Origin of the sequence: Kribbella sp. NPDC049227, from assembly GCF_043197265.1 — a bacterium.
In the GTDB taxonomy this organism is placed as follows: Bacteria; Actinomycetota; Actinomycetes; order Propionibacteriales; family Kribbellaceae; genus Kribbella.
In genome coordinates this window covers 201,561-226,882 of the sequence record NZ_JBICST010000003.1, presented here as the reverse complement: position 1 = coordinate 226,882, position 25,322 = coordinate 201,561, and the positions used below count along the sequence as shown (strand labels likewise).

The 25,322-nt window shown below is 69.7% G+C and carries 24 protein-coding genes; 10 read left to right on the top strand and 14 right to left on the bottom strand.

Going from position 1 to position 25,322, the window contains the following annotated elements; genetic code table 11:
- The first annotated feature begins 55 nt into the window (after positions 1 to 55).
- A complete protein-coding gene (locus tag ACGFH6_RS13470; RefSeq protein WP_393383386.1) occupies positions 56 to 1,549 on the top strand; it encodes a leucyl aminopeptidase in 1,494 nt (497 codons plus the stop codon).
- Here ACGFH6_RS13470 and ACGFH6_RS13465 read toward each other — a convergent pair.
- Positions 1,538 to 1,870 (bottom strand): cupin domain-containing protein, encoded by a 333-nt coding sequence (locus ACGFH6_RS13465; protein ID WP_393383384.1) that lies wholly within the window; start codon positions 1,868 to 1,870, stop codon positions 1,538 to 1,540. The two genes, ACGFH6_RS13470 and ACGFH6_RS13465, sit on opposite strands and share 12 nt — an antisense overlap.
- 134 nt (positions 1,871 to 2,004) lie before the next feature.
- Entirely contained in the window at positions 2,005 to 2,322 is a 318-nt protein-coding gene (locus ACGFH6_RS13460; RefSeq protein WP_131350737.1) for a hypothetical protein, read from the bottom strand.
- 155 nt (positions 2,323 to 2,477) lie between these two features.
- Here ACGFH6_RS13460 and lpdA point away from each other — a divergent pair, with 155 nt between their 5' ends.
- From lpdA to ACGFH6_RS13445, 3 genes are all read left to right on the top strand, one after another.
- A complete protein-coding gene (gene lpdA / locus ACGFH6_RS13455; RefSeq protein ID WP_393383381.1) occupies positions 2,478 to 3,866 on the top strand; it encodes a dihydrolipoyl dehydrogenase in 1,389 nt (462 codons plus the stop codon).
- A gap of 139 nt (positions 3,867 to 4,005) precedes the next feature.
- On the top strand, positions 4,006 to 5,961 hold the full coding sequence (sucB, locus tag ACGFH6_RS13450) for a 2-oxoglutarate dehydrogenase, E2 component, dihydrolipoamide succinyltransferase (RefSeq protein ID WP_393383379.1): 1,956 nt from the start codon (positions 4,006 to 4,008) through the stop codon (positions 5,959 to 5,961).
- 132 nt (positions 5,962 to 6,093) lie between these two features.
- Positions 6,094 to 6,984 carry a TIGR01777 family oxidoreductase gene (locus tag ACGFH6_RS13445; protein ID WP_393383377.1) on the top strand — a complete coding sequence of 297 codons (891 nt, stop codon included), beginning with the start codon at positions 6,094 to 6,096 and terminating at the stop codon, positions 6,982 to 6,984.
- A 32-nt stretch (positions 6,985 to 7,016) separates the two neighbouring features.
- Here the strand turns inward: ACGFH6_RS13445 and ACGFH6_RS13440 are convergent, their stop codons facing one another.
- Entirely contained in the window at positions 7,017 to 8,678 is a 1,662-nt protein-coding gene (locus ACGFH6_RS13440) for a protein kinase (protein WP_393383375.1), read from the bottom strand.
- Between the two features lie 143 nt (positions 8,679 to 8,821).
- Here ACGFH6_RS13440 and lipB point away from each other — a divergent pair, with 143 nt between their 5' ends.
- Positions 8,822 to 9,538, top strand: coding sequence for a lipoyl(octanoyl) transferase LipB (lipB, locus tag ACGFH6_RS13435; protein WP_393383373.1), 717 nt, complete (start codon positions 8,822 to 8,824; stop codon positions 9,536 to 9,538).
- A gap of 25 nt (positions 9,539 to 9,563) precedes the next feature.
- Here lipB and ACGFH6_RS13430 read toward each other — a convergent pair whose 3' ends face one another.
- Positions 9,564 to 10,865, bottom strand: coding sequence for a sulfatase-like hydrolase/transferase (locus tag ACGFH6_RS13430; protein WP_393383371.1), 1,302 nt, complete (start codon positions 10,863 to 10,865; stop codon positions 9,564 to 9,566).
- 117 nt (positions 10,866 to 10,982) lie between these two features.
- On the opposite strand from ACGFH6_RS13430, the gene ACGFH6_RS13425 reads away from it, so the two are divergent.
- Complete coding sequence (locus ACGFH6_RS13425; RefSeq protein ID WP_393383369.1) at positions 10,983 to 12,827, top strand: hypothetical protein; 1,845 nt, start codon at positions 10,983 to 10,985, stop codon at positions 12,825 to 12,827.
- Between the two features lie 32 nt (positions 12,828 to 12,859).
- Here ACGFH6_RS13425 and ACGFH6_RS13420 read toward each other — a convergent pair whose 3' ends face one another.
- From ACGFH6_RS13420 to ACGFH6_RS13390, 7 genes are all read right to left on the bottom strand, one after another.
- Positions 12,860 to 13,825, bottom strand: coding sequence for a LysR family transcriptional regulator (locus ACGFH6_RS13420; protein WP_393383367.1), 966 nt, complete (start codon positions 13,823 to 13,825; stop codon positions 12,860 to 12,862).
- A 109-nt stretch (positions 13,826 to 13,934) separates the two neighbouring features.
- Positions 13,935 to 15,107, bottom strand: a complete 1,173-nt coding sequence (locus ACGFH6_RS13415) for an ABC transporter permease (RefSeq protein WP_393383365.1) — start codon at positions 15,105 to 15,107, stop codon at positions 13,935 to 13,937.
- On the bottom strand, positions 15,104 to 15,985 hold the full coding sequence (locus ACGFH6_RS13410; RefSeq protein ID WP_393383363.1) for an ABC transporter ATP-binding protein: 882 nt from the start codon (positions 15,983 to 15,985) through the stop codon (positions 15,104 to 15,106). The genes ACGFH6_RS13415 and ACGFH6_RS13410 overlap by 4 nt, the downstream gene beginning before the upstream one ends.
- A 128-nt stretch (positions 15,986 to 16,113) precedes the next feature.
- The gene (locus ACGFH6_RS13405) at positions 16,114 to 16,473 is read right to left on the bottom strand and encodes a hypothetical protein (RefSeq protein ID WP_393383361.1); all 360 of its coding nucleotides are present in this window, start codon (positions 16,471 to 16,473) and stop codon (positions 16,114 to 16,116) included.
- Entirely contained in the window at positions 16,473 to 17,339 is an 867-nt protein-coding gene (locus ACGFH6_RS13400) for an RNA polymerase sigma-70 factor (RefSeq protein ID WP_393383359.1), read from the bottom strand. The genes ACGFH6_RS13405 and ACGFH6_RS13400 overlap by 1 nt, the downstream gene beginning before the upstream one ends.
- Positions 17,340 to 17,341: 2 nt before the next feature.
- Positions 17,342 to 17,593, bottom strand: coding sequence for a hypothetical protein (locus tag ACGFH6_RS13395; RefSeq protein ID WP_393383357.1), 252 nt, complete (start codon positions 17,591 to 17,593; stop codon positions 17,342 to 17,344).
- Positions 17,590 to 18,327, bottom strand: a complete 738-nt coding sequence (locus ACGFH6_RS13390) for an SDR family oxidoreductase (protein ID WP_393383356.1) — start codon at positions 18,325 to 18,327, stop codon at positions 17,590 to 17,592. The genes ACGFH6_RS13395 and ACGFH6_RS13390 overlap by 4 nt, the downstream gene beginning before the upstream one ends.
- 147 nt (positions 18,328 to 18,474) lie before the next feature.
- Between ACGFH6_RS13390 and ACGFH6_RS13385 the strand changes: the two genes are divergently transcribed.
- Positions 18,475 to 19,671, top strand: a complete 1,197-nt coding sequence (locus ACGFH6_RS13385; protein WP_393383354.1) for a low temperature requirement protein A — start codon at positions 18,475 to 18,477, stop codon at positions 19,669 to 19,671.
- Here the strand turns inward: ACGFH6_RS13385 and ACGFH6_RS13380 are convergent.
- Together ACGFH6_RS13380 and ACGFH6_RS13375 are read right to left on the bottom strand one after the other, a co-directional pair.
- The gene (locus tag ACGFH6_RS13380) at positions 19,626 to 20,309 is read right to left on the bottom strand and encodes a response regulator (RefSeq protein WP_393383352.1); all 684 of its coding nucleotides are present in this window, start codon (positions 20,307 to 20,309) and stop codon (positions 19,626 to 19,628) included. The two genes, ACGFH6_RS13385 and ACGFH6_RS13380, sit on opposite strands and share 46 nt — an antisense overlap.
- Positions 20,306 to 21,673 carry a sensor histidine kinase gene (locus tag ACGFH6_RS13375; RefSeq protein WP_393383350.1) on the bottom strand — a complete coding sequence of 456 codons (1,368 nt, stop codon included), beginning with the start codon at positions 21,671 to 21,673 and terminating at the stop codon, positions 20,306 to 20,308. Before ACGFH6_RS13375 ends, ACGFH6_RS13380 begins: the two co-directional genes overlap by 4 nt.
- A 56-nt stretch (positions 21,674 to 21,729) precedes the next feature.
- On the opposite strand from ACGFH6_RS13375, the gene lipA reads away from it, so the two are divergent.
- From lipA to ACGFH6_RS13360, 3 genes are all read left to right on the top strand, one after another.
- Positions 21,730 to 22,686, top strand: coding sequence for a lipoyl synthase (gene lipA, locus ACGFH6_RS13370; RefSeq protein ID WP_393383349.1), 957 nt, complete (start codon positions 21,730 to 21,732; stop codon positions 22,684 to 22,686).
- A gap of 18 nt (positions 22,687 to 22,704) precedes the next feature.
- Complete coding sequence (locus ACGFH6_RS13365; RefSeq protein WP_393383348.1) at positions 22,705 to 23,403, top strand: DUF4191 domain-containing protein; 699 nt, start codon at positions 22,705 to 22,707, stop codon at positions 23,401 to 23,403.
- Between the two features lie 165 nt (positions 23,404 to 23,568).
- Positions 23,569 to 24,846 carry a class I SAM-dependent methyltransferase gene (locus ACGFH6_RS13360; RefSeq protein ID WP_393383346.1) on the top strand — a complete coding sequence of 426 codons (1,278 nt, stop codon included), beginning with the start codon at positions 23,569 to 23,571 and terminating at the stop codon, positions 24,844 to 24,846.
- Here ACGFH6_RS13360 and ACGFH6_RS13355 read toward each other — a convergent pair whose 3' ends face one another.
- Entirely contained in the window at positions 24,847 to 25,308 is a 462-nt protein-coding gene (locus ACGFH6_RS13355; protein WP_393383344.1) for an RDD family protein, read from the bottom strand.
- Positions 25,309 to 25,322: the final 14 nt, after the last annotated feature.

Here is a 25,322-nt window from a genome sequence, read left to right as displayed (position 1 = left end):
CGTACCGTCACGGCCGGCCGTCTGCCCGGCGCGGTCAAGGAGGACTGAGGATTTCGTGAGCACCATCACCCTGAGCAAGTCCGATGCGGCCGGTGTCAAGACCGACGCCGTGGTCATCGGCGTGGTCAAACTCGGCGGCGGCGTGACCCTGCCCGCCGGCACCGAGTCGCTGAACGCCGCGTACGGCGGGAAGCTGGTGGAGGTGCTGTCCGACCTCGGCGCCACCGGCAAAGCCGGTGAGGTCACCAAGGTGCCCGGCCCGAAGCCGGGCAAGTCGCCCGGCCTGATCGCGGTCGGTCTCGGCGCGGCCCCCGACGGCGAACTGAAGACCGAGGACCTGCGGGCCGCGGCCGGCGCCGGCGTACGCGCCGCGAAGACGGCCCAGTCCGTCGCTCTCGCGCTGCCGACGCCGGACGCCGAGTGCATCCGCGCGGTCGCCGAGGGCGCACTGCTCGGCCGCTATTCGTTCACGGCGTACAAGTCGGAGAGCCCGTCCGACGTCCCCGGCAACATCGTCGTGCTCACCGACCTGGCCCGGACGAAGGAGGCCAAGGCCGCGCTCGAGCGGGCCGAGGTGACCGCCGACGCGGTGCACCAGGTGCGCGACTGGGTCAACACCCCGCCGTCGGACCTGCACCCGGTCGAGTTCGCCGCGCAGGCGCTGAAGCTCGGCAAGGAGTACGGCGTGAAGGTCGAGGTGCTGGACGAGAAGGCCCTGGCCAAGGGCGGGTACGGCGGCATCCTCGGCGTCGGCCAGGGCTCGACGAATCCGCCGCGGCTGGTCCGGCTGAGCTACACGCCGAAGAAGCCGGTGACGCACCTGGCCTTCGTCGGCAAGGGCATCACCTTCGACTCCGGCGGCCTGTCGCTGAAGACCTCCACCGGCATGGTCAGCATGAAGTCCGACATGGCCGGCGCCGCCGCGGTGATCGGTGCGACCGTCGCGATCGCGCGCCTCGGGCTGCCGGTCCAGGTGACCGCGTACGCCGCGATGGCCGAGAACATGCCGTCCGGGTCCGCGGCCCGCCCGTCCGACGTACTGACCATGTACGGCGGCAAGACCGTCGAGGTGCTGAACACCGACGCCGAGGGCCGGCTCGTGCTCGGCGACGCACTGGTCCGCGCGTCCGAGGACGAGCCTGACCTGATCATCGACGTGGCCACCCTGACCGGCGCCTGCGTCGTTGCCCTGGGCACCAAGGTGGCCGGCGCGTTCGCGAACACCGACACCGCGCGGGACCGGGTGGTCGACGCCGCGATCACCGCCGGCGAGGCGATGTGGCCGCTGCCGATCCCGGCCGAGATGCTGGACAAGCTGAAGTCGCACTCCAAGGTCGCCGACCTGGCCAACATCACCGGTGAGCCGTGGGGCGGCGCGCTGGCCGCGGCCGCGTTCCTCGGCGACTTCGTTGCTGAGGGCATCGACTGGGTGCACCTCGACGTGGCCGGCCCGGCCTTCAACGACGGCGGTGCGTCCGGCTACACCCCCACCGGCGGCACCGGGTACGCCGTGCGCACGCTGGTGGAACTGGCCGCCTCAGCGAGCTGAGTAGCGGATCTCGAGCATGGTGCAGCCGTCGGCCGTTGTGTACGGGCCGTGCGGCATCCCCGGCGGCCTGCAGGCGTAGTCGCCGGGGCCGAAGGTCTGCTCGAGGGTGAGATCGGTCAGCGAGCCCTCGAGCAGATAGACCTCTTCGACGTACTCGTGCCTGATGACCCCGGCGCCCGATGTGGTGCCGGGGGCCCATCTGGCCAGCCGGGTCAGGTCGCCATTCGCGTCGTCGCGACTGAGCACCTTCTCGACGATGCCTCGACCCGCGTCCGTCCACTCGAGGTCGCCGGTCGCGAAGAACTCATGCTGATCCTTCATCCGCCTCATCCCAGGCCGGTGCAAGCTGCTCGACCCAGCAGACGATACGGCCGGTCAGCCCGCGCGGCCCGCTGATCCCCGCCCGCCAGTCATCCGCGAATTGGGGTGACGCGACTACATGGCGGAGCTACTGCTCAGCTCAGGCCGTTCTTCTTCATGCGGGCGTTGTATTCGCGCATGCGAGGCGGGTAACCGACCACCGCGGCGTCGTACGACGGGATCCCCAGCTTGTTGGCGAAGTTGTGCGCCCACTGGACCGACGGCACCCGGCGTCGGGTCCACTCGCCGTCGATGGCGACCAGCAGCAGGGTGTACTCGGTCACCGCCGTACGCGGCTCGACGAACCCCTCGACGCCCTGGCGGGTTTGGGCGAACTCCCGCAGGTGCGCCTGATCCGGATTCTCCGACCGGCGCATCGTGCCCGGCTTCTGCCGGCGACCGAACCACTTCATGGGGAAAGTATCCCTAACTCCACAACCCCAGCACCCACCGGCACGCCCTGCGACCGGCCCGGCGGTGGCGCCCGGCCGCGGCGGTGAAAAGATGTCGCCGGGCCGGAACCGCGATCCGGGGCCGGCCCGCCGACCAGATGCCCACGGAGGAACCTGTGACGAACACGGCAGACAGCGATACGACGTACGACCTGGTGATTCTTGGTGGCGGCAGCGGTGGCTATGCCGCCGGGCTGCGGGCCGCCACGCTCGGCCTGTCCGTCGCTCTGGTGGAGAAGGACAAGGTGGGCGGGACCTGTCTGCACCGCGGGTGCATCCCGACCAAGGCCCTCCTGCACGCCGCCGAGGTGGCCGATTCGGCTCGCGAAGGTGAACAGTTCGGGGTCCGCACCACGCTCGAGGGCGTGGACATGGGCGGGGTGAACAAGTACAAGGACGGCGTCGTCGACCGGCTGTTCAAGGGCCTGCAGGGCCAGTTGAAGGCCCGCGGCATCACCGTGATCGAGGGCGAAGGCCGCCTCACCTCCCCCACCACGGTCCAGGTCGGCGACACGACGTACACCGGTAGGAACGTCATCCTTGCCTCTGGCTCGTACTCGCGGTCCCTGCCTGGCCTGGAGCTCGACGGCGACCGGGTGATCGCCAGCGAGCACGCGCTGACGCTGGACCGGGTCCCGGAATCCGCCGTCGTACTGGGTGGCGGTGTGATCGGCGTCGAGTTCGCCTCCGCCTGGACCTCCTTCGGTACCAAGGTCACGATCGTCGAGGCACTGCCCCGGCTCGTCCCGGCGGAGGATGCCGACGCGAGCAAGGCCCTGGAGCGGGCGTTCCGCAAGCGCAAGATCGCCTTCAAGACCGGCACCCTGTTCGAGTCCGTCGCCGTGACCGACACTGGCGTCAAGGTCAGTGTCGCGGGCGGCGAGGTGATCGAGGCCGAGGTGCTGCTCGTCGCGGTCGGCCGCGGACCCAACACCGCCGGTCTCGGCTACGAGGAAGTCGGTGTCGCGCTCGACCGTGGCTTCGTCACCGTCGACCAGACGTTGCAAACCAGCGTCCCCGGCGTGTACGCGGTCGGCGACATCGTGCCGGGTCTGCAACTCGCGCACCGCGGCTTCCAGCAGGGCATCTTCGTCGCCGAGCAGATCGCCGGCCTGAACCCGACCCCGATCGACGAGGCCGGCATCCCCCGGGTGACGTACTCCGAGCCGGAGGTCGCGTCGGTCGGTCTGACCGAGGAGCAGGCCAAGGCGAAGTACGGCGAGGTCGAGACGCTGAACTACCCGCTCGGCGGGAACGGCAAGAGCCAGATCCTGAAGACCTCCGGGTTCGTGAAGCTCGTCCGGGCCAAGGAGGGCGCGGTCGTCGGCCTGCACATGGTCGGCTCCCGCGTCGGCGAACTCATCGGCGAGGCCCAGCTGATCTGCAACTGGGAGGCCTACCCGGCCGACGTCGCACCGCTGGTCCACGCCCACCCGACCCAGAACGAGGCCCTGGGCGAAGCCCACCTCGCGCTGGCCGGGAAGGCGCTGCATTTCCACGATTGAGATGGCCGGGCAGCCACTGGACTGTCCGAGTAGGTTTGAGGCCGCGGGGCGTGCGCGTCCGCTGTAACCCGGATCCCGCTCGCTCCGGCGGCCCCGTAGGCTGACACTCGACCGATCAGACGAAGGAGCAACGACCGTCATGCCGACCTCTGTATCCCTGCCGGCCCTCGGGGAGAGCGTCACCGAAGGAACCGTCACCCGCTGGCTCAAGCAGGTCGGTGACACGGTTGCCGTCGACGAGCCCCTGCTGGAGGTCTCGACCGACAAGGTCGACACCGAGATCCCGTCGCCCGTGGCCGGCACCCTGCTGGAGATCAAGGCCGCCGAGGACGAGACCGTCGAGGTCGGCGCCGAGCTCGCGGTGATCGGCGACGCCGGCGAGAGCTCCGGCTCCGCCCCGGCCGACTCCGCGCCCGCCGAGACCGAGGCCGCTCCGGCCGAATCTGCCCCGGTTGAGACCGCTCCGGCTGAGGCTGCTCCGGCTGAGGCTGCCCCGGCCGCCGAGGCTCCGGCTCCTGCCGAGGAGGCGGCGCCCGAACCGCAGGCTGCCCCAGCACCGCAGGCTGCCCCGGCTGAGGCCGCTCCGGCCGCCGAGGCCCCGGCCCAGTCCTCCGGCGGTGGCTCCGCCTCCGGTACGTCGGTGACGCTGCCGGCGCTCGGCGAGAGTGTCACCGAGGGCACGGTCACCCGCTGGCTGAAGCAGGTCGGTGACGACGTGGCGGTCGACGAGCCGCTGCTCGAGGTCTCCACGGACAAGGTCGACACCGAGATCCCGTCGCCGATCGCGGGCAAGCTGCTCGAGATCAAGGTCGCCGAGGACGAGACCGTCGAGGTCGGCGCCGAGCTGGCGATCGTCGGCTCCAGCGACGCCGCCCCGGCCTCCTCCCCCGCACCCGCCGCCGCTCCCGCCGCCGCGGCACCGGCCCAGACCGAGGCACCAGCGCAGGCCCCGGCCGCGCCCGCACCGCAGGCTGCCCCGGCACCGCAGGCCGCGCCGGCCGCTCAAGCTCCGGCCGCTGCACCCGCACCGGCTGCTCAGGCTCCGGCTGCTCAGGCACCGGCCGCCCAGGCTCCCGCTGCTCAGCCGCCGGCTGCCGCGCCGGCCCCGCAGGCCGCCCCGGCTCAGGCTCCTGCCGCTGCTCCGGTCGCCTCGTCGGCGAACGGATCGTCGTCTGACGGCCCGAACTACGTCACCCCGCTCGTCCGCAAGCTCGCGGCCGAGCACCAGGTCGACCTCAACGCCGTCCAGGGCACCGGCGTCGGCGGCCGGATCCGCAAGCAGGACGTGATCGCCGCCGCCGAGGCGAAGAAGGCCGCCGCGGCCGCACCCGCTGCCGCCCCGGCAGCCGCCGCCGCTCCCGCGGCGAAGGCTCCGATCAGCCCGCTGCGCGGCACCACCGAGAAGATGAGCCGGATCCGCAAGGCGATCGCGACCCACATGGTCAACTCGCTGAAGGTCTCGGCCCAGCTGACCACCGTGGTCGAGGTCGACGTCACCGAGATCGCCAAGCTGCGGAACGCGAAGAAGGCCGAGTTCGAGGCCCGCGAGGGCGTCAAGCTGTCCTTCCTGCCGTTCTTCGCCCTCGCCGCGGTCGACGCGCTGAAGCAGTACCCGAAGCTGAACGCGTCGATCGACGAGGAGAAGGGCGAGATCACCTACCACGCCGCCGAGCACCTCGGCATCGCGGTGGATGTGGAGAAGGGCCTGATGGTCCCGGTCGTGCACAACGCCGGGGACCTGAACATCGCCGGCCTGGCGAAGCGGATCGCGGACCTGGCCGACCGCACTCGCAACAACAAGGTGCTGCCGGACGAGATGGCGGGCGGCACGTTCACCATCACCAACACCGGCAGCCGGGGCGCGCTGTTCGACACCCCGATCCTGAACCAGCCGCAGGTCGGCATGCTCGGCACCGGCGCCGTGGTCAAGCGCCCGGTCGTCATCACCCACCCGGAGCTCGGCGAGACGATCGCGATCCGGCAGATGGTCTACCTGGCGCTCACCTACGACCACCGACTGGTCGATGGCGCCGACGCGGCCCGCTACCTGACCGCCGTCAAGCAGCGTCTCGAAGAGGCCCAGTTCGACGTCTGATCCGTTGATGGCGCCGGTGTCCGTCTCCCCGAGGCGAGCACCGGCGCCTTTTCCGTTCACGCCCGTTTGGGCCTGGGCACCGCTGTCAGCACCCAGCAGAACACCGCCGAACCCGACGAAGGAGCACGCTGGATGAAGTACGTCCTGGCCGGCGCATCCGGCTTCCTCGGCACCGCACTCGCCCGCGACCTCGTCGCCGACGGCCACCAGGTCCACCGCCTGGTACGTCGTCCGCCGGCCAAGCCGGACGAGATCCGGTGGGACCCGGCGCGCGGTGACCTGGACCCGGCCGCACTCGGCGAACCCGATGTCCTGGTCAACCTCGCCGGCGCGAACATCGGCCGCCCGTGGACTCCGACGTACCGCCGGACCCTTCGCGAGAGCCGAGTCAGTACGACCGCGACGTTGGCCTCCGTCGCCGCCCAGCTTGAGCGCAGGCCGGTCCTCATCAGTCAGAGCGGCGTGGGCGGCTATGGAATGGACTGTGGAGACCGCATCCTCACGGAGGACTCCGAGCTGGGCGAAGGGTTCCTGTCCGACGTCGTCCGCGTCTGGGAGGGCGCGCTCGAACCCGCCCGCGAAGCCGGCAGCCGCGTCGCGTCCCTGCGTACGGGCGTGGTCCTCGATCGCAAGGCTCCAGCCTTTCAGTTGATCTCGCTTCCTTTCCGCCTCGGTCTGGGTGGCCGGCTGGGACCAGGCACGCAGTACTTCCCGGTGGTTTCTCTGACCGACTGGCTCCGCGCGGTCCGGCACGTCGCCGAGACCGACTCGATCAGCGGGCCGGTCAACGTCACGCTGCCGATGCCTGTGACGAACCTGGAGTTCACGGAGGCCCTGGCTACCGCATTGCACCGGCCCGCCCTCTTCCCGATTCCCGGGTTCCTGATGAAGGCCGTCCTGGGTGAATTCGTCTGGGAGCTCCTGGGCAGCAAGCGCGCCATCCCGACGCGCCTCCAGTCCACCAACTTCACGTTCCACCACCCCACTGTCACCGCTGCGCTGTCGGCCGCTCTCAGCAGTTGACGCACGGCTCGCGGTTGAGCGCGCCTTGGTCGTCAGATGTTGGTGATCGTGGCTATTCGCCACGCGGGCGTGCTGGGGTTCGTGGTGAGGGTGATGAGCCTTGTCGTAGGCATGGCCGGCGGCAGTGGGGTGCTGGTGCCGTGACGGTCCACGAGGCTGCCGGCGATCAGGTGGTCGACGGTCCGGAGCGTGACACTCGTCGTTGTGCGGCGCTCCACGGTCGTGTAGTCGATGCGGATGCGGAGTCCCCGGACCCGGAGCTGTTGTTTGCTGTAGGCCACGATGAGGGCGCGGTCGGAGGTCCACGGTTTGCTCCCTGGTACGTAGATCTTGTCGAGAAGGCTCGGCTGCAGAGCCCAGAACGCCTGTGCCCGTTGGGCATCCAGAGCTTGCAGAGTCCGCACCCAGTCCGCTGTCTCAGCCGGGCGTGGTGGGCTTGAGGGTGTTGAGGGCTGCGGCGACGCGGTCGAGGTCCGCGAGGGCGCTGGAGCTGAGGTCTGCGACGGTGCTGGGGTCGGGGTCTGCTGGGGTGAGGGTGTGGCTGGGTCTGTGGCGGCTGTTGGGGTGGGTTGGTTGTCGAGTGCCCCGACTGTGAGTAGGCCGACGACGAGCATGACCGCGGCGCCGAGTCCTGCTGCGGCCAGTACGCCGTACGCAGGGTGAGGGAACCTGCGTCGCCAGAACGTGTGCCTCCGGCGCCAGACGCGACGGCGTAGTCGGCGACGTCCTGGTGGAGGCAGGCCGGACGAGTTCGTGGTTGGTGTCGAGGGAGGTGGCGCAGGCAGCTCGGACGCGGGTTGCCTGGGCGTTAGGCGATCGAGGGGGTTCGTGGGTGCGGCGGCGGTTCGGCGGCTGAGCCTGGGGCGTCGGGATGTGGGGCGGCGAGAGGGTTTGGGAAGGCGTGGAAGCGGCTTGGGTGGGGTGACCTGAGGCCTGGTTGGTTGCACGGAGTCGGTTGCTGATTCATCGGGTGGGGACGGCGTCAGTGGGCCTCGGGAGCGTTGGACGGGGTCATCGTCGTCGGTGGATGGCTTGGTGGTGTCCGGGCCGTTCTCCGGCTCGGGGAAGGCGAGGTCGATGGGGGCGGGGGCGTCGAGGGCCAGGAGGTCGCGGGTCCCGCCGGTGGTGAACAGCGTTGGTGGGAAGAGGGCAGGGCTGCCGCCGGACTGATGGGCGAGGTGGGTCAGAGCGGTGAGGTCGTCGGTGGGTGCTGGGGACTTGGCCCCGGGGTTGAGGTGCGGATGGATGACGGGGTCGGTGAGGACGGGCCGGCCGGCGGAGTCGAACATGACGTTCGGCGCGGTGACTCGGCCGTGGGTGAGGCCGGAGCGATGAAGGTGGTCGAGGGCTTCCGCCAGCGGGCTGAGGAGCGTGACCAGTTCGCCGGTGGACAGGGCGCCACGGCGGCCGAGCAGGCTGGTGAGGGTGCCGGCCGCGACGTACTGGCCGAACAGGAGCCACTCGGATTCGGTCTCGCGGAGCTCCAGGAGACGTGCGAGATGGGGATGACTGACGCGTTGCAGGATGAAGAGTTGTTCACGAAGCTCCTCCAGGTCTGAGATCGCACTGACGGGGACGCGTTTGAGCACGGCGTTGCGGCCGGAGGCCAGGTCGCGGACCTGCCAGACGCTGCCGGCTGATCCGGACCCGAGCTTCCGGCGCAGGCTGTAGCCGGCGATGTCGTCGAGGTCCATGCCCAAGAGAGTGCACGAATCGCGACCAGGCCCCCGGAAGTTATCCACAGCACACCCCGGCGGCCGCCGTACGACGGCTCGATCGGGGACGGCCTGTGGACGGTGGCGAACGGCGGGAATCAGGGCCGCATACACTCGAAGACGTGAGGGCTATCAAGTATGTGGAGGCCGGGTTCGGCGCCGGCGCGGTGGACTACGAGACCGCGTGGGCCGAGCAGCGACGCCTGCATTCGGAAGTTGCCGAGGGCACCGGATCGGACACGGTCATCCTGCTCGAGCACCCACCGGTGTACACGGCGGGCAAGCGGACCGAGCCGCAGGAGCGCCCACTGGACGGGACGCCGGTGGTCGACGTGGACCGCGGCGGCAAGATCACCTGGCACGGTCCGGGGCAGCTGGTGGGCTACCCGATCGTGAAGCTGGCCTCACATGTGTACGTCGTGGACTACGTCCGGCGGCTGGAGGAGGCGCTGATCGCGGTCTGCGCCGAGCTCGGGGTGAAGACCGGGCGGGTCAAGGGTCGTAGCGGGGTCTGGGTGGCGGCCGACGACCGTGGCCGGGAGCGGAAGATCGCCGCGATCGGGATCCGGGTCGCGCAGGGCGTCACGATGCACGGGTTCGCCTTGAACTGCGACAACGACCTGACGTGGTTCGACCGGATCGTGCCGTGCGGGATCTCGGACGCCGACGTCACCACGCTGTCGAAGGAGCTCGGCCGTGATGTCACGGTCACCGAGGTGGTCGAGCCGATCCGGCGGCACCTGGACCGCATGCTCGCGTGGGAAGAGTACGAGCGCTCACCGGACATCAACCACATCGAAGAACCGCCCACGGCCATCACGTACGGCCTGAGCGTCTGACGTCACGGTCGGCACGGACGGCCGTTCAGTTAGCTCGCGCTGCCTGCTCGGCGTGCGCGCGGTCGTTGGTCTGATCGGGGTCGAGGATCGCTCGGAGAGCGGCGTCGAGCCTGGCGACCATGTCGGGTCGATGGCTGACCAGGTCGTGTAGTTCGAACGGATCGGCATCCAGGTCGAAGAGCTGCGGCGGGTCGGTCGGTCCGTAGTAGCAGTACTTCCAGGGACCGGACTTCAGCATGTAGCCCGCGTTGATCATGCCCTGGGCGTGGTACTCCGACAGAATCGGGCGGTCGACCCCGACGGGACCCAACAGGCTGGTGCCCGGCAAGGTCGGGTCGGGACTCAGACCGGCGATCGCCCGGAGCGTCGGGAGTACGTCGATCAGGCTCACCGGTGCCATGGTCCGGGCCGGGTCCAGTGCGGGGTGGCGAAGCAGGAACGGGATGTGGACAGCGGGTTCGTAGAAGCACTGCTTCTGCCAGATGCCGTGATGACCGGCCATCTCCCCGTGGTCGCTGATGTAGACGACGACCGTGTCGTCGGGGATCGCCGCCAGCAGCCGGCCGATCTGGTGGTCGAGATGGCTGATCAAGGCCCAGTAGCAAGCGGTGGCCTCGCGTGCCTGTTCCTCAGTGATGGGCTCATCGTTGCGGAAGCCGTGACGCAGCAGCGAGATCACCGGATGCTGGTCGTCGGACGGAGCGGGCGGAAGCTCCACGTCGGCCGGGTCGTAGAGGTCGCGGAACTCCGGTGGTGCGACCAGCGGGAAGTGTGGATGCATGTAGCCGACATAGAGCAGGTACGGCTCTCTGCCGGGATCGCGGAGGAAGTCGAGCGCCGCATCGGTGGCCTCGACGTCGTGACGGGTGTGGACGTGCTCACCGACGCCGTATTCGGTGACGTGTGAATTGGTGGGTCGCCGCCACTCCGCCGTACGACGAGGTGGGCGGCCGCTGTGGTCGATCCAGAAGTCGAGGTCGTCGGTCAGGCGGCGGTCGAAGCCCAGCTGGCGATCCGCGCCGTTGAAGTGGGTGCGGCCCGCGATCACCGTCTGGTAGTCACGCAGGTGATGTCCCCACGAGCGGAAGTCCGGACCGGGGATGACACCGTTGTCCCAAGCCCCGATCTGGTGGACGTACTGCCCTGTCATCAGCGACAACCGCGACGGAACGCACATCGGACTGTTCGTGTAGGCGCGGTCGAACGACACGCTCTGCGCCGCCAGCCGGTCGAGATGCGGTGTCTGTATCCGCGGGTGACCGGCCCAACCCGCTGCGGAACCGGTGTGCTCGTCGGACAGGATCACCACAATGTTCGGTCGCTCCACAGGCGCTCAGCCTAGGTCACGCGAGGTGGCCGCTGCCTTCTGCCGCAAGCGTTTGCCCTTCTGCACGCGCCGAAGTGTCTGCGGGGTGTGGCGGCAAAACGTCGCTACCTTGGGGGTGTGTCCAAGTTTCTCGGTTTCTTGCTCGGAGTGGCCGTTGCGCTGGCCGGCCCGGCTGTGTTCGGAGTTCTCGCGGCGCCCGGCGGCATCGAGCTGAATGCGAAGGAGATGGCGCTTGCCTACGGCATCGGCGCGCTCATCTTCTGGACCGTCGTGTCGTACTTCTCCGGCGCGGGCGCGCTCGGTGCGTTCCTCGCGTTCGGCACGCTGATCTACTGCTGGCTCTGGATCCCGAACCGGACGACGAACTTCCTGAACGACGTCCCCGGGGTCACCAACGGGATGATCGACGGCTCGAAGCAGTACACGCTGAACGGCGTCGTACCGATCCTGGCGGTGATCTCGCTGGTCTACGGGATCCAGCTGATCGTGCAGAGTGCGCAGCGCCGGAAGCGGGAGCGCGCGGAGGACGAGCGGCTGCAGCAGGAGCAGGAGGCTGTGCAGGCGCAGCAGGAGGCGGACGCGGCTGCCTTGTATCCGGTTGCCGGGAGCACCTATCCGGGGCAGTACGCCGGGACGTACGAGAGCCGGAGCCGGTTCGACGACCTGTTCGACGAGGAGTCGGAGCCGGTGCGGCCGCGCAGTCAGGCGGATGAGCAGACGGCGCAGTTCCCGGCTGCTGGTGCGGCGGAGAACACCGCGCAGTTCCGCGGTAGGGACAACGATGCTGAGGGCAACGAATTCGGTGATGACACGGAGCTCGTGCCGACCGATCGCGACGAGACCACGCAGGTGCCGACCGCGGAACCCCAGCAGGAGAAGCAGCCTGAGGCCGCACAGCCGGTCGCCGAGCAGCAGCAGGTGGCCGAGGACGAGCAGGTCACGCAGGTCCCGATGAGCGCTGGCGCGCCCGCGACCGGCGCGGCTGAGCAGGAGACGCAGCAGGTCCCAGTGCGCGAAGCCGAGCAGGCCACGCAGCAGGTGCCCGCGTCTGAGCAGGAGACGCAGCAGGTGCCGACGGCACAGCAGGCAGAGCCCGAGGTACGCCCGGAAGAGCCGAAGCAGGGGGAACCGCAGGCAGCGAGTGCGCAGTCGGCGGAAACGCAGGAGGCGGCAGGATCGCAGGCCCCGAGTGGGCAGTCGGCCGGGACGCGGGAGGCGGCGGGCACGCGGGACGCGGGCGGATCAACCGCGGCCTCGGGCGGAGCGGCGGCGGCCGCGGGTGGAGCAGCGGCGGCCGCGGGTGGGCAGTCGGAGGCGGCGGCTCCGGTGGACGAGGCTGAGCAGGAGACGCAGCAGGTGCCGGTGCAGACGGCACAGCAGGCAGAGCCCGAGGCGCGCCAGGAAGAGCCGAAGCCGGCAGGACCGCAGGCACCGAGCGGACCGGCTGCCGGAGGACCAGCGGCCGGAGGGCAGGCGGCCGGTGGACAGCCGGGGACGGCTGAGCCGGTTGTGAAGAGTGAAGGAGGGCCGAGCGCGCCTGAGGCGGGCGGCGAGGAGCCGAAGTCGGCCGGACCGCCGGCACCGAGTGCGCAGGCGGCCGGGCCTCAGGCGCTGGGTGGGCAGGCGGCTGCGCCGCAGGCGCCGAGTGCGCAGGCGGGCGCGCCTCAGGCATCGGGGGTGGAGTCGATGGGTGGGGCGGGCTCGTTGCAGGGTGAGGGTGGGGAATCGCGGGGAGCGGCCGGACAGCAGTCTGAGGGGAAGGGCGAGCGGGTGGAGACGCCGCCGGTGCCTGAGGTTCGGGAGCAGGGGGTTGCTCCGGTGCCTGGGGTTCGGGAGCAGGTGGGGTCTCAGTATCGGGAGCGGATGGACGATCCAGAGGACACTGGGGAGTTCTTCATCAGTGCTTTCGAGAACCCGCCGGTCGTCGATGGGCCGGGGCAGTTCCGGGCGGCCGGCGCCTGACTCAAGTCGCCCGGGCGGTTGGGGACAACGGCTTACGCGACGTGCATGCGTTGGTGCTGGTCTCGGCGGGCGTGTTCGGTGAAGGCTTGTTCGTAGGCCGCGGCAGCCATTTCGTGGACGTCCGGCGCCATCTGCGCGCGCGGTGACTCCGTGCTCCAGGCCAACAGCAGGCGCCGGTGAATGGGGTCGCCGGTGAGCGTGCGGGTGGTGACGTCGGTGGAGAGCATCCGGTACGACGTCGGTGAGACCAGCGCGACGCCCTGACCGCTGGTGACGAAGCCCATCAGTACCGAGGTGTCGACCGAGTGGTGCTCGACCTTCGGCTGGAATCCGGCCTCCTCGCAGGCCGCCCGGAACAACACGTGGAAGCCGCTGTCGTCCGGCGGCTCCCCGATCCACTCCTCGTCGCACAGCGCGGCCAGCTCGATCTCACCGCGGTGCCGCGAGGCGACCGCCAGCGGGTGGTCGGCGGACATCACGACGTACGCCGATTCCGACTCGACGACTGTGGTTGCCTCGACTCCGCTCGGCAGCCGCAGTTCGAAGCCCGGGAACTCGCGCAGCAGCGCGAAGTCGAGCCGTCCGCTCTCCAGCTGCTGCAGCAGCACGCTGGTGGACCACTCGACCTCGATGCTCACCTGCTCGATCTCGCCGTGGTCGCGCAGTCGCGAGGCGATGCCGGACATGGGCGCGGTCGGAAATCCGCCCAGCCGTACGGCGCTGGACTCGACCGCCGTCATCGCGGACACCGTGGCGGACAGGTGGTCAACGTCGACCAGGATGGCGCGGGCGCGGTCGACGGCGTACCGGCCGAGTGCGGTGGGGGTGACGCCGGTGCGGGAGCGCTCGAACAGCTCACCGCCGAACGCGGCCTCGATGCGTTTCAGCTGCGCGGTCAGGCTCGGCTGGCTGACCTTCAGCCAGCGGGCGGCCCGTCCGACCGACCCCGCTTCTGCCACCAGGACCACCACCCGCAGGTGGCGCAGCTCAACGTTCATGCGTTGAGACCGTAGTCCAGGTCGACGCACAGCTCACAGTTTCCGAGTGTTGCGGTTTCGTCTCAGCCGGGACCAACCTTGTAACGTCGGCCCCGGCTGTAACGATAGGTCAGGTCGCCTTGATAGCCAGTGCCTCTCGGTAGCCGAGGCGGCGGCCGGTTTGGAGCAGGGTGCGCTCGTAGAGACGGGCGCCGAGGCGGACGATCAGGACGGTCCCGGCGAGCAGGATCAGGATCGCCAGCAGCGGCTGCCACAGCGGTACGTCCTCGGTCAGCATCCGGCCCGGCATCGCCATCGACGACGCGACCGGGATGAACGACGCCACGGTCTTGGCGGACGATCCGGCGAACACCGAGAAGAAGAACGGGATCATCAGGATCATCTGCCCGGGCAGTGTGGTGGACCCGAGGTCCTCCTGCCGGGTCGCCAGCGATCCCGCGACCGCCCACAACCCGGCCAGCGCGACGAACCCGAGCACGAAGAACACCACGAACCAGCCGGCCACCGGAGCGACCACCTCGAGGATGTCGGCCTGGTCGGTGGCCAGCAGCCCGATCAGCGACGCGGCCGCGATCACCACGATCTGGGACAACGCCAGCACGGTGTTGCCGAGCACCTTGCCCCACAGCAGCGACCGGATCGGTACCGCGGCGGCCAGGATCTCGACGACCCGGCTCTCCTTCTCCTGGACTACGCTCTGCGCGATCATCATGCCGAAGCCGAGCGCGGTCATGTAGAACACCAGCGCCAGGCCGATGTTGACGAAGTCGGAGACGATGTCGGGCAACGGACCCGGCTTGAGCAGCTCCAGCTGCACCTTCGTACCGGCGCGAAGCTCGGTCGGCGTCAGTCCCGCCCCGGCCGCGTTCTTCTCCATCCCGACGGCCGACGCGGCTTCACGCAACGCGCCCTCGAGCCCGGAGTCGACCCGATCCTTGCCGAGAACGATGTACCCGTCGGCATCCGGCAGCAGCGCCACCTTCGCGTCGCCGTCGGTCACGAGCTGCTCGGCGGCCGGTCGATCCGCGGCCCGGACCACCTCGAAGCCGTCACCGCCCTTGGTGGTGGACGCCTGCTGCACGACCTTCGCACCGGCATCGTCGACAACGGCGATCTTGTCCGCACCACCGCGGCCGGCGAGCACCGCCGGCAGGATCACGGCGACCATGACGATGAACAGCATCACCACGGTCGAGCCGATGAAGGTCTTGTCCCGCAGCTTGGTGGTGATCTCGCGCTCGGCGATCAGCATCCACGGACGGTCCAGAGATCGGTCGTTCATCGGGTCGCCTCCCGGAAGATGTCGCTCAACGCCACCCGCTCCGGCCCGAACTCGAGCACCGGCCCGCGCGTGATCGCCTGCTGAAGAATCTGTTGTCCCGCCCCGTCGGTCTCGACGTCGAACAGCGCCGTACCGCCGGCCACATCGCGCACCTGGATGCCCGGGATGTCGCGCAGCCAGCCCGCGTCACCGTCGACCACGAGCCGGTACGTCGTACCCGCGCCGGCAGCCAAGTCCGCCACCGGACCGGCCGCGACGACCTTGCCCCGGGACAGGACGATGAGGTCGTCACAGAGCCGCTCGACCAGGTCGAGCTGATGGCTCGAGAACAGCACCGGCACCTCGGGCGTCACCTCCTCGCGGAGAAGGTCCACCATCGTGTCGACCGCCAGCGGGTCGAGACCGCTGAACGGCTCGTCCAGGACCAGCGCGATCGGCTCGTGCACCAGCGCGGCCGCGATCTGCACTCGCTGCTGGTTGCCCAGCGACAGCGTCTCGAGCGCGTCGGTGGCCCGCTCGGCCAGCCCGAGTCGTTCGAGCAGCTTGTCGGTGCGCTCCTCCGCACGATCCGCGGAGAGGCCGTGCAGCCGGCCGAAGAACACCAGTTGGTCGCGGATCTTCATCTTCGGGTACAGCCCACGCTCCTCCGGCATGTACCCGAAGTCCCGCCGTACCTCCTGGGTCAGCGGCGCGCCTTTCCACCGCACCTCGCCGGCGGTCGCCGCCAGCACGCCGAGGATGATCCGCATCGCCGTCGTCTTCCCGGCTCCGTTCGCCCCGACGAATCCGGTCATCCGTCCCGGGACGACGTCGAATGTCACGTCGTCCAGCGCGAGCTGATCCCCGAACCGCCGAGTGAGCCCAGCCACCCTCAGCATCCGTCACCGCTTCCCATCACTTCGGCCCCCTGACCGGGCGCACGCCGGTCGCTCCCACGGCGGGAGCGGTTCCAACGCTAGTCAGGACAGGCGTGCGGGCACGTCGGCCGCCAGGGTGATCAGCGGTGTCATCCGCGGGACGGATCGGACGCCAGCCAGTGGGCCAGCTTGTCCGGATTCAGTACGACCCAGATGCGGGTGATGACGGACCCGGTCACCTCGAGTGAGGCAACGGCCTCGACCCGGCCGCCCCGGCGCAGGACGACGCCGGGACGGCCGTTGATCTCCTCGATCGACAGGACTGCCGCCGACATCAGCGTGACGACGATCCGCGCGGCCTCGATCGCGCCGCGGATCGGGCGCAGCGGCGCGAGGACCCGGCCGCCGCCGTCGCTGACCAGCACGACGTCCGCGGCCAGCACCTCCCGCACGGCCTCCTGGTCCTCCGCCGCACAGGCCGCCGCGAAGCGTCGTACGACGGACTCCATCACCCCACACGTCCGAGCTTGGCCGGATTCATCACCCACATGAGCTGCTCGATGCCCTCGCTGGTGGCGACCATGGTCAGCACGGCGAAGACCTTGCCGTCCTGCCGCAGCAGCGCGGCAGGCTGCCCGTTGACGGTCGACAACTCCACCTCGACCCCGACCCAGAAGCGGTCCTTGAACGACCGGAAGTACTTCGCCACCGTCTGCGCACCGTGCACCGGGATCTTGGAGGCGCTGCGGATCCCTCCGCCGTCGGAGACGCTCGTCACGTCCGGGGCGAACAGCTCCTCGAGCTCGGCGAGGTCACCCGACCTCGCCGCGGTCACGAAGGCGCTGAGGAGCTTGCGCTGCTCGACGCTGTCCACCGGAGTACGACGCTCGCCCGTGACGTGCTTGCGGGCCCGGCTGACGAGCTGGCGCACCGCCGGTTCGCTGAGCTGCAGGATCTCGGCGATCTGCGGATACGGGTAGTCGAACGCCTCCCGCAGTACGTACGCCGCCCGCTCGTTCGGCGACAGGCGTTCCAGCAGCACCAGTACGGCGAACTCCAGCGCGTCAGCGCGCTCGGCACCGAGGTACGGATCCGCGCTGGTGTCGACCGGCTCGGGCAGCCACGGCCCGACGTACGTCTCCCGGCGGACCCTGGCCGACTGCGCGGCGTTGATCGCCAGCCGGGTCGTCGCGGTCGCCAGGTACGCCGCCGGGTTGGTGACGGTACCGCGGTCAGCCGCCTGCCACCGCAGCCACACGTCCTGGACCAGGTCCTCGGCCTCGGTGGCGCTCCCCAGCATCCGGTAGGCGATCCCGAACAGCCGTGGGCGAACCTCCTCGAACACCTCCAGGGCCGATTCGAGGTCGTCCGCCACCGTCACTCCTCCCATTGCCCCCGCGCCGTGTCGTCGAGTCCGGTGGGGGTCGCGCCCGGATCCATCCGGTCGGTTTCGAGCGCCTGGACGGCGCCGAGCAGACTGGTGTACTCAGTCTGCTCGACCTGGACCTCTTCCGGGTCCACGAGCCACTCACTCGGCGGAGTGTCGGCCGCCGGTGCACCCGTTTGGGCCATCGCCAGGTCGGCGGTGACCTCGCTCTCCAGTCCCTCCAGGAAGTCGCCAGAGCTCATCGATGCGCCTCCGCCCACTCGGGGTAGTGGAACTGACCGAGCGTCACGTCGCCGATCGGGACCAGGCTGTCCTCGAGCAGTTCGCTGCCGAAGTACGTCGCGTGGTCATCGGTCACGATCTCGCGGTCGGGCAACGCCATCCGGAAGAACTCGTCCATCCGGTACCGGTCCGGGCCGGCGATGTCCCGGCGGCCGTTCAGCGGCTCGCCGACCGCGGTCTTGGCGACCTGGTCCGCGACGTCGTCACCGGCCATCGGCTGGAAGCTCACCGGCGCCATGTGGACCTTGCCGGCCTCGTCGGTGGCGGTGTCCGCGATCGCGTTGGTGAACTCGAAGAACTGCGTCGCGTGCACAAGCGAGAACGGGACGCCGCCCTTCTCGATCAGCTGCTCCTGCGCGATCTTGGCCCGGAAGTAGCCGTTGGTGGGGAGCCGCTCGGTGCCGACGATGGACACCGCCACGTGGTGCCCGACCCCGGCGGCAGCCTCGGCCTCGAGCAGGTTGGACGTGGACGTTTCGAAGAACTTCATCACGGCGGTGTCCTCGAACGACGGTGAGTTCGACACGTCGACCACCACGGCGGCGCCGGCCAGTACTTCGGCCAGTCCCTCGCCGGTCAGTGTGTTCACTCCGGTGTTCGGTGAGGCCGCGATCGCCTCGTGACCGTCCGCCTCGAATCGCCGGACCAGCTTCGAGCCGATCAGTCCGGTACCGCCGATCACCACGATCTTCATGGTTCACCTCTCGTGCTCCGGGTGCGCTGATCGCACTCCTGTCGCCAGCTAAGACAGGGCACCCACCGGGGTTGTGACAGTGCGGGCGGTCACAGTTCGGGACACTGTCCTGTCTCAGTTGGTGACAGGACCGACAAGGAGCCGACCTTGCCCGCAGAACGAACCCCGCTCAGAACCCGGATGACGGCCCGCGCCGTCGACGAGCCACACCGCACGGCCAGTCCGCTGGAGCTGCTGTTCGATCTGACCCTGGTGGTCGCGGTCGCCGCGGCCACCGCGGAACTGGCGCACAGCATCGAGGGCGGTCACCTCGCCGACGGGGTGCTGCCGTTCCTCGAGGTGTTCTTCGCGATCTGGTGGGCGTGGATGAACTTCACCTGGTTCGCCTCCTCGTACGCCACCGACGACGTCGCGTACCGGCTGCTCACGATGGTGCAGATGGGCGGTGTCCTGGTCATCGCGGCCGGCATACCGGAGGCGGCGAAGCACTCGGACTTCCGCTGGGTCGCGCTCGGGTACGTGATCATGCGGCTCGCGCTGGTGGCCCAGTGGCTGCGCGCCGCCGCCGAGGACCCGACCCGTCGGCGTACGGCGCTCCGCTACGCGATCGGGATCTCCGTCGCACAGGTGGGATGGCTGCTGAGTCTGGTCCTGACCGGTGGACCCAATCCGCCGGTGTTCCTGGTGCTGGTCGTGCTCGAGCTGTCCGTGCCGCGCTGGGCCGAGCGCACCTACCCGACCAACTGGCACCCGCATCACATTGCCGAGCGGTACGGCCTGTTCACGCTGATCCTGCTCGGCGAGAGCGTGCTGGCGGCAACCAGAGGCGTACAGAACGCGCTGGCGGCCGGCGAGTTCAGCGGCTCGCTCCTAGTCGTCGCAGGGGCCGGTCTGGTGCTGCTCTTCGCGCTCTGGTGGTTCTACTTCCAGCACCCGGCCGGAGAGTGCCTCAGCCAGCGGCGCAACCAGTCGTACCGCTGGGGCTACGGCCATTACGGCGTCTTCGCGTCGCTGGCCGCGCTGGGCGCCGGTCTGGAGGTGGCCGTCCAGACAGGGCACGAGATGGAGGTCTCCCCCGTGACGGTCGGCTACTCGGTCTCGGTGCCCGCGGCCGCGTTCATTGTGCTGCTCTGGGCAGTGCACAAGCCGATCGAGGTGGACCGGGTGATCCATCCCGCGCTGATCCTCTGCGCTGCCGCTGTCCTCGCGGTCGTCCCGCTGACGGCCGAGCAGATCGGCGTACCGGCCGTTGTCGTCGTGACCGCCGCCGTCTGCTCGCTGGTCGCTGTGGTCGCCGGTCAGCCGGTCGGGTCGTCGCCAGGGGTGACCAGGCCGCACTCGTAGGCGAAGACGACAGCCTGGACGCGGTCGCGGAGGCCCAGCTTGAGCAGCACGCGGGAGACGTGCGTCTTGACCGTGGCCTCGCCGACGTACAGCTGGTTGGCGATCTCGGTGTTGGTCAGGCCGCGGGCGATCAGGCCGAGCACCTCACGTTCGCGCTCGGTCAGGTCCTCCAGCAGGTCCGGGCGGTAGACCCGCTCGCCGCCGCCGGTGAACCGCCTGATGACACGCCTCGTCACCTCGGGCGCGAGCAGCGCATGACCGGAGTGCACCACCTGGATCGCGTCGACCAGGTCCTCGGGCGCGGTGTTCTTGAGCAGGAACCCGCTGGCCCCGGCCCCGAGCGACTCGAACAGGTAGTCGTCCCGGTCGAACGTGGTCAGGATGACGACCTTGCCCGCGTCCGCCGCGACGATCCGCTGGGTCGCGGTGATCCCGTCCATGCCGGGCATCTGGACGTCCATCAGGACGACGTCCGGCCGCAGCGCCAGCGCGAGCTCGATCGCCTTCTCCCCGTCGGAGGCCTCGCCGACCACCTCGATCTCCGGCTCGACCGACAGGATCATCCGGAACCCGGCCCGGACCAGGTCCTGGTCGTCCACCAGCAGGACGCGCATCGGCTCGGTCACCGTGTCGGTCATGCCTGGTCTCCTCCTTGCAGCGGGCGGTTCTGCGGGTCGAGCGGGATCCGGACCCGGACCCGGAAGCCACCGACCGGGCGCGGCCCGATCTCGGTCTCTCCGCCGAGCAGACCGACCCTCTCACGGATCCCGACATGGCCGAGCCGGCTACCCACCGGGGCGTGCTTGGGTCGGCCGTCGTCGATCACCTCGAGCTCGACCGAGTCACCAAGGTAACGCAGCGTGATGTGTGCACTCCGCGCCGTCGAGTGCCGTCGTACGTTGGTCAGCGCCTCCTGGGCGATCCGGTAGACCGACACCGAGACCGTCTCGGGCAGTTGGACCGGCTGACCGATCTGGTGGAAGCCGACCGACAGGCCCTCGCCGTTCACGTCCGCGATCAGCGCCGGGAGGCGGTCGGCGCCCGCCTGTGGCTCCTTGGCGACCGGCGCCTCCAGGTCGACGTCCGGGTCGGCGGCGCGGAGCATGCCGAGGAGCTGGCGCATCTCGTTGACCGCCGTACGGCTGGAGTTCTCGATCACGCTCAGCGCGTTCTTGGCGGCGTCGGGGTCGGAGTCCATCACCCGCCGGGCGCCGCCGGCCTGGACGCCGATGCTGCTGATGTGGTGCGCGACCACGTCGTGCAGCTCGCGCGAGATCCTCAGCCGCTCATCGATCACCGCGCGGCGGGCGTTCGCCTGCTGCTGAGCGGCGAGCTCGGTGGCCTGCTGCTCGAGCTCATAGCGCTGCCGGGCGATGCCCCACGCGGTCCTGCCCCAGAAATAGGCGCCGAAGAAGTAGAGGATGTTCAGTGCGACGGTGATGATGACGCTGGAGACGTACGGCGACAGCAGTGCGTGGTTCGGGCCCTCGATCTCGTTGTTGCGCAGGGCTCTGACGAAGTTGATCGCCAGCCAGCCGAACATCCCGATGAAGACGACCGCGACCGCCGCCTTCATCAGCCGCCGGTCCCGGGCCCAGGCGACGGCCGCGTAGATCGCCATGAACAGCGACGCCTGGGTGGTGAGATTGCTGGCGAAGGCGAAGATCGCCCGCTCCCCCGTGACCACGAACAGCGCCGCCACCGCCAGCAGCACCGGGATCGGGAACCGGCGGCGGAAGCACAGCGGCAGCGAGACCGCCGCGCTGAGCACGTACGGCTCGACTCCGCCGATCCCGAGGTCCACATGCGTCGGCGAGGCCCCCCGGGCCAGCTCGGTGCCGATCACCGCCGCGACGGCCATCCCGAGGCCCAGGAGTACGTCGGCACGCCGCTGGGCCGCGGTCGGACCGGGCCGCACCCATCCCCGAACAGTCGTCCCGGTGCCGGGTGGTGTCCCCGGTTCGGCGGCCGCGGACGTCGTACCCAGTTCAAGCGTGGCCATAGCTCATCAGCCTACGGGTGAATCACCCCTGACCAGGGCCGCGTACCCTTGGAGTCGTGACGATCGCCCCAGAAGGACGGAAGCTACTCAGGCTCGAGGTGCGCAACGCGGAGACCCCGATCGAGCGCAAACCCGAGTGGATCAAGACCAGGGCCAAGATGGGCCCGGAGTACCAGGCGCTGCAGAAGCTGGTGAAGTCCGAGCAGCTGCACACCGTATGCCAGGAGGCCGGCTGCCCGAACATCTTCGAGTGCTGGGAAGACCGCGAGGCCACGTTCCTCATCGGCGGTGACCAGTGCACCCGCCGCTGCGACTTCTGCCAGATCGACACCGGCAAGCCGCAGGCGCTGGACCGGGACGAGCCGCGCCGGGTCGCCGAGTCGGTCCGCACCATGGGCCTGCGCTACGCCACCGTGACCGGCGTCGCCCGCGACGACCTGGACGACGGCGGTGCCTGGCTGTACGCCGAGACGATCCGCCAGATCCACGAGCTGAACCCGGGCACCGGCGTCGAGATGCTCGCGCCCGACTTCAACGCTGTCCCCGAGCAACTGGCCGAGGTGTTCTCGTCGCGGCCCGAGGTGTTCGCGCACAACGTCGAGACGGTGCCGCGGATCTTCCGCCGGATCCGGCCGGGCTTCCGCTACGAGCGCTCGCTGGACGTCATCACCCAGGCCCGCGACTACGGCCTGGTGACCAAGTCGAACCTGATCCTCGGCATGGGCGAGACCCGCGACGAGGTCAGCCAGGCGCTGCGCGACCTGCACGCCGCCGGCTGCGAGATCATCACCATCACCCAGTACCTGCGTCCCTCGGTGCGGCACCACCCGGTCGAGCGGTGGGTCCGGCCCGAGGAGTTCGTGGAGCTGCAGGCCGAGGCCGAGGCGATCGGTTTCGCCGGAGTCATGTCCGGGCCGCTCGTGCGTTCGTCGTACCGGGCCGGTCGGCTGTACCGTCAGGCTGTGGAGTCGCGGATGAACGCCGCGACCCAGGATGCACCACAGACCGCTTAAAACAGGGATCCGGGAGAGATGGCCAAGAACGACGCGCCCGAAGAGAAGAAGACCGGTCGGCTCAAGCAGATCGCCTCGGCGTACAAGCTGACCAAGAAGTCCGACCCGACGGTCGGGCTGGTGCTCGCCGGGATCTTCCTCGGCATCGTCGCGGTCTTCGTGGTGGTCGGCCTGCTGGTCGGGCCGCTGATGGTGTGGATCCCGCTGGGTGTCGCGCTCGGCTTCCTCGCCGCCACGATCGTCTTCGGCCGCAAGGTCGAGAAGGCGGCGTACAGCCAGATCGAGGGCCAGGCGGGCGCGGCCGCGTCCGCGCTGCAGACGCTGCGCCGCGGCTGGACCGTGACGCCCGCGGTCGCAGTGACCAAGAACGCCGACATCGTGCACCGGGTCGTCGGCCGTCCCGGCATCGTGCTGGTCGGCGAGGGGCAGGCGAGCCGGGTGAAGAACCTGCTCGCCGCCGAGGGCAAGAAGCACAACCGGGTGGCCGGTGGCGCGCCGGTGATCCAGATCGTGGCCGGTCAGGGCGAGGACGAGATCGACATCCGCAAGCTGACCAAGCACGTGATGAAGCTGCCGCAGGCGCTGCAGCCGTCGGAGATCACCGACCTGCTGCAGCGGCTGAAGGCGCTGGACGCCGTCCGCCCGCAGGTGCCGATGCCGAAGGGTCCGGTGCCGACCAGTCTCAAGGGCGCCAGGCAGGCCATGAAGGGCCGCTGACTCGGCGCTGGGGGGCGACGAGCGAGATGCCGGGGTAACCCGGCGGCCGCTCATCAGTTGATCTGTCCGTGACGTGGCACGAGTGTGCCTTCGTGTTGCGTCGTGGGGCGGAGGTTGGGCCTTAAGGTGCGACCAGGACGGATCGAGGACACGAGGTTGACGATCATGACGGATCTCCTGCCGGTTGTGCACCAGCCGGTGGCCGAGACGTGGCCGACGCTGGCCCGGCCTCGGTCGAACCCGGTCCGCCGGGCCGGCGCGCTGGCCGCGCTCCGTCTGATCGCCAGGGATCTGCCGGCCACGATCCACCTCGAGAACAGGTCCTACGGCCTGGGCGGACCGGCGATGCGGGTGCACCGCAGCGCGGCGTTCCTGGACCGCCTGGGTCACGACGCCGGGTCGGGGTTCGGTGAGGCCTACCTGGCCGGCGACTGGGATCCCGAACCGGGCACCGACCTGTCCGATCTGCTGGTCCCGTTCGCCGAGCGGTTCAGCAACGAGGAGACCCGGCACCTGCTGCCCAAGTGGGCACAGTCGCTGCGCTGGCTGGTGACCCGGTCCCAGCCCGGCGACCAGGAGAACGACCGGGCCGGCGCCCGCGAGAACGTCAGCCGTCACTACGACCTCAGCAACGCGATGTTCTCCGAGTTCCTCGACCCCACCCTGACGTATTCGGCGGCGTACTTCGGCCCCGCCGCCGCGGCGGATCTGGCCACAGCGTCGTACGACGAACTCACACAGGCGCAGCTGAACAAGCTCGACGCGATCCTCGACGCGGCCGGGGTGGTGTCCGGATCGCGGGTGCTCGACATCGGGTGCGGCTGGGCCAGCCTGGCGATCCGCGCCGCGCAACGCGGTGCCTGGGTCACCGCGATCACGATCGCCTCGCAGCAGGCACTGATGGCCCAGCGCCGGATCGCGGACGCCGGCGTGAGCGACCGGGTGCAAGTGGCGTTGCGTGACTACCGCGACCAGATCGGCGAGTTCGACGCCGTACTGAGCGTGGAGATGATCGAGGCGGTGGGCGAGAAGTACTGGCCGGTCTACTTCGACGCGATCGAGCGGCGGCTCGCGCCCGGCGGGGTCGCGGTGGTGCAAGCAATCGTGATGCCGCACGAGCGGATGCTGGCCACCCGGAACACGTTCACCTGGGTGCAGAAGTACATCTTCCCCGGCGGCCTGATCCCCTCGATCAAGGTGATCGAGGACGTCACCACTCGGCACACCGGCCTGCGTCTCGAGGTGCTCCGGCATCTCGGCGCCGACTACGCCCGCACTCTGCGGATCTGGCGGAACCGCTTCGTCGAGCGCGGACCGGCCATCGCCGATCTCGGCTTCGACGACACCTTCCGCCGGATGTGGGAGTTCTACCTCGCGTACTCCGAGGCTGGCTTCCGCACCGGCTACCTGGACGACGTCCAGCTCCGGCTCACCCGGCGCTGACTACCGCCGTACGACGGCGGTGTTCGCGGCGCGATCGTGGAGGCCGCGGCGGTCGCGGTCGTAGACGACGGCCGGAATGAGCAGGCAGATCAGGAACGCGCGGATGACGCCGGCCAGGAGCCCTGGTTGCGTCGTGTAACTGGTGGTGCCGCGGATCGGGATCACCCGCATCCCGCACACACGGTGACCGATGGTGCCGCCGGCCAGCCCGGTCAGGATCGCGGTGATGGCGAAGAAGGTGACCAGTTGCGCGGTCCCGAAGTCATTGCCACCCGCCCAGATGGGCTTCGACGTGATCGCGGACGCGATCAGCCCGGCGATCAGCCAGTCCAGCAGCAGCGCCAGCACCCGGCGGCCCCAGCCCGCGACCGAGCCCGGTCCGGTGGCCGGGAGCCCCAGCCGATTCCCCGGGAACCGGAATTCCTCGGAGGGTCCTGTGCCCGGCTGCGCGGATGATGCCATGATGGCTAGCCTAC

Coding starts and splice junctions, on each gene's coding strand:
- ACGFH6_RS13390 (WP_393383356.1), bottom strand. CDS start 18,327: ATGAAGATCGTGGTGATCGGCGGTACCGGACTGATCGGCTCGAAGCTG.
- sucB (WP_393383379.1), top strand. CDS start 4,006: ATGCCGACCTCTGTATCCCTGCCGGCCCTCGGGGAGAGCGTCACCGAA.
- ACGFH6_RS13440 (WP_393383375.1), bottom strand. CDS start 8,678: ATGGACCTCGACGACATCGCCGGCTACAGCCTGCGCCGGAAGCTCGGG.
- ACGFH6_RS13460 (WP_131350737.1), bottom strand. CDS start 2,322: ATGAAGTGGTTCGGTCGCCGGCAGAAGCCGGGCACGATGCGCCGGTCG.
- ACGFH6_RS13405 (WP_393383361.1), bottom strand. CDS start 16,473: ATGGAGTCCGTCGTACGACGCTTCGCGGCGGCCTGTGCGGCGGAGGAC.
- ACGFH6_RS13465 (WP_393383384.1), bottom strand. CDS start 1,870: ATGAAGGATCAGCATGAGTTCTTCGCGACCGGCGACCTCGAGTGGACG.
- ACGFH6_RS13410 (WP_393383363.1), bottom strand. CDS start 15,985: ATGCTGAGGGTGGCTGGGCTCACTCGGCGGTTCGGGGATCAGCTCGCG.
- ACGFH6_RS13375 (WP_393383350.1), bottom strand. CDS start 21,673: ATGGCCACGCTTGAACTGGGTACGACGTCCGCGGCCGCCGAACCGGGG.
- ACGFH6_RS13365 (WP_393383348.1), top strand. CDS start 22,705: ATGGCCAAGAACGACGCGCCCGAAGAGAAGAAGACCGGTCGGCTCAAG.
- ACGFH6_RS13360 (WP_393383346.1), top strand. CDS start 23,569: ATGACGGATCTCCTGCCGGTTGTGCACCAGCCGGTGGCCGAGACGTGG.
- ACGFH6_RS13445 (WP_393383377.1), top strand. CDS start 6,094: ATGAAGTACGTCCTGGCCGGCGCATCCGGCTTCCTCGGCACCGCACTC.
- ACGFH6_RS13395 (WP_393383357.1), bottom strand. CDS start 17,593: ATGAGCTCTGGCGACTTCCTGGAGGGACTGGAGAGCGAGGTCACCGCC.
- ACGFH6_RS13355 (WP_393383344.1), bottom strand. CDS start 25,308: ATGGCATCATCCGCGCAGCCGGGCACAGGACCCTCCGAGGAATTCCGG.
- ACGFH6_RS13380 (WP_393383352.1), bottom strand. CDS start 20,309: ATGACCGACACGGTGACCGAGCCGATGCGCGTCCTGCTGGTGGACGAC.
- ACGFH6_RS13415 (WP_393383365.1), bottom strand. CDS start 15,107: ATGAACGACCGATCTCTGGACCGTCCGTGGATGCTGATCGCCGAGCGC.
- ACGFH6_RS13420 (WP_393383367.1), bottom strand. CDS start 13,825: ATGAACGTTGAGCTGCGCCACCTGCGGGTGGTGGTCCTGGTGGCAGAA.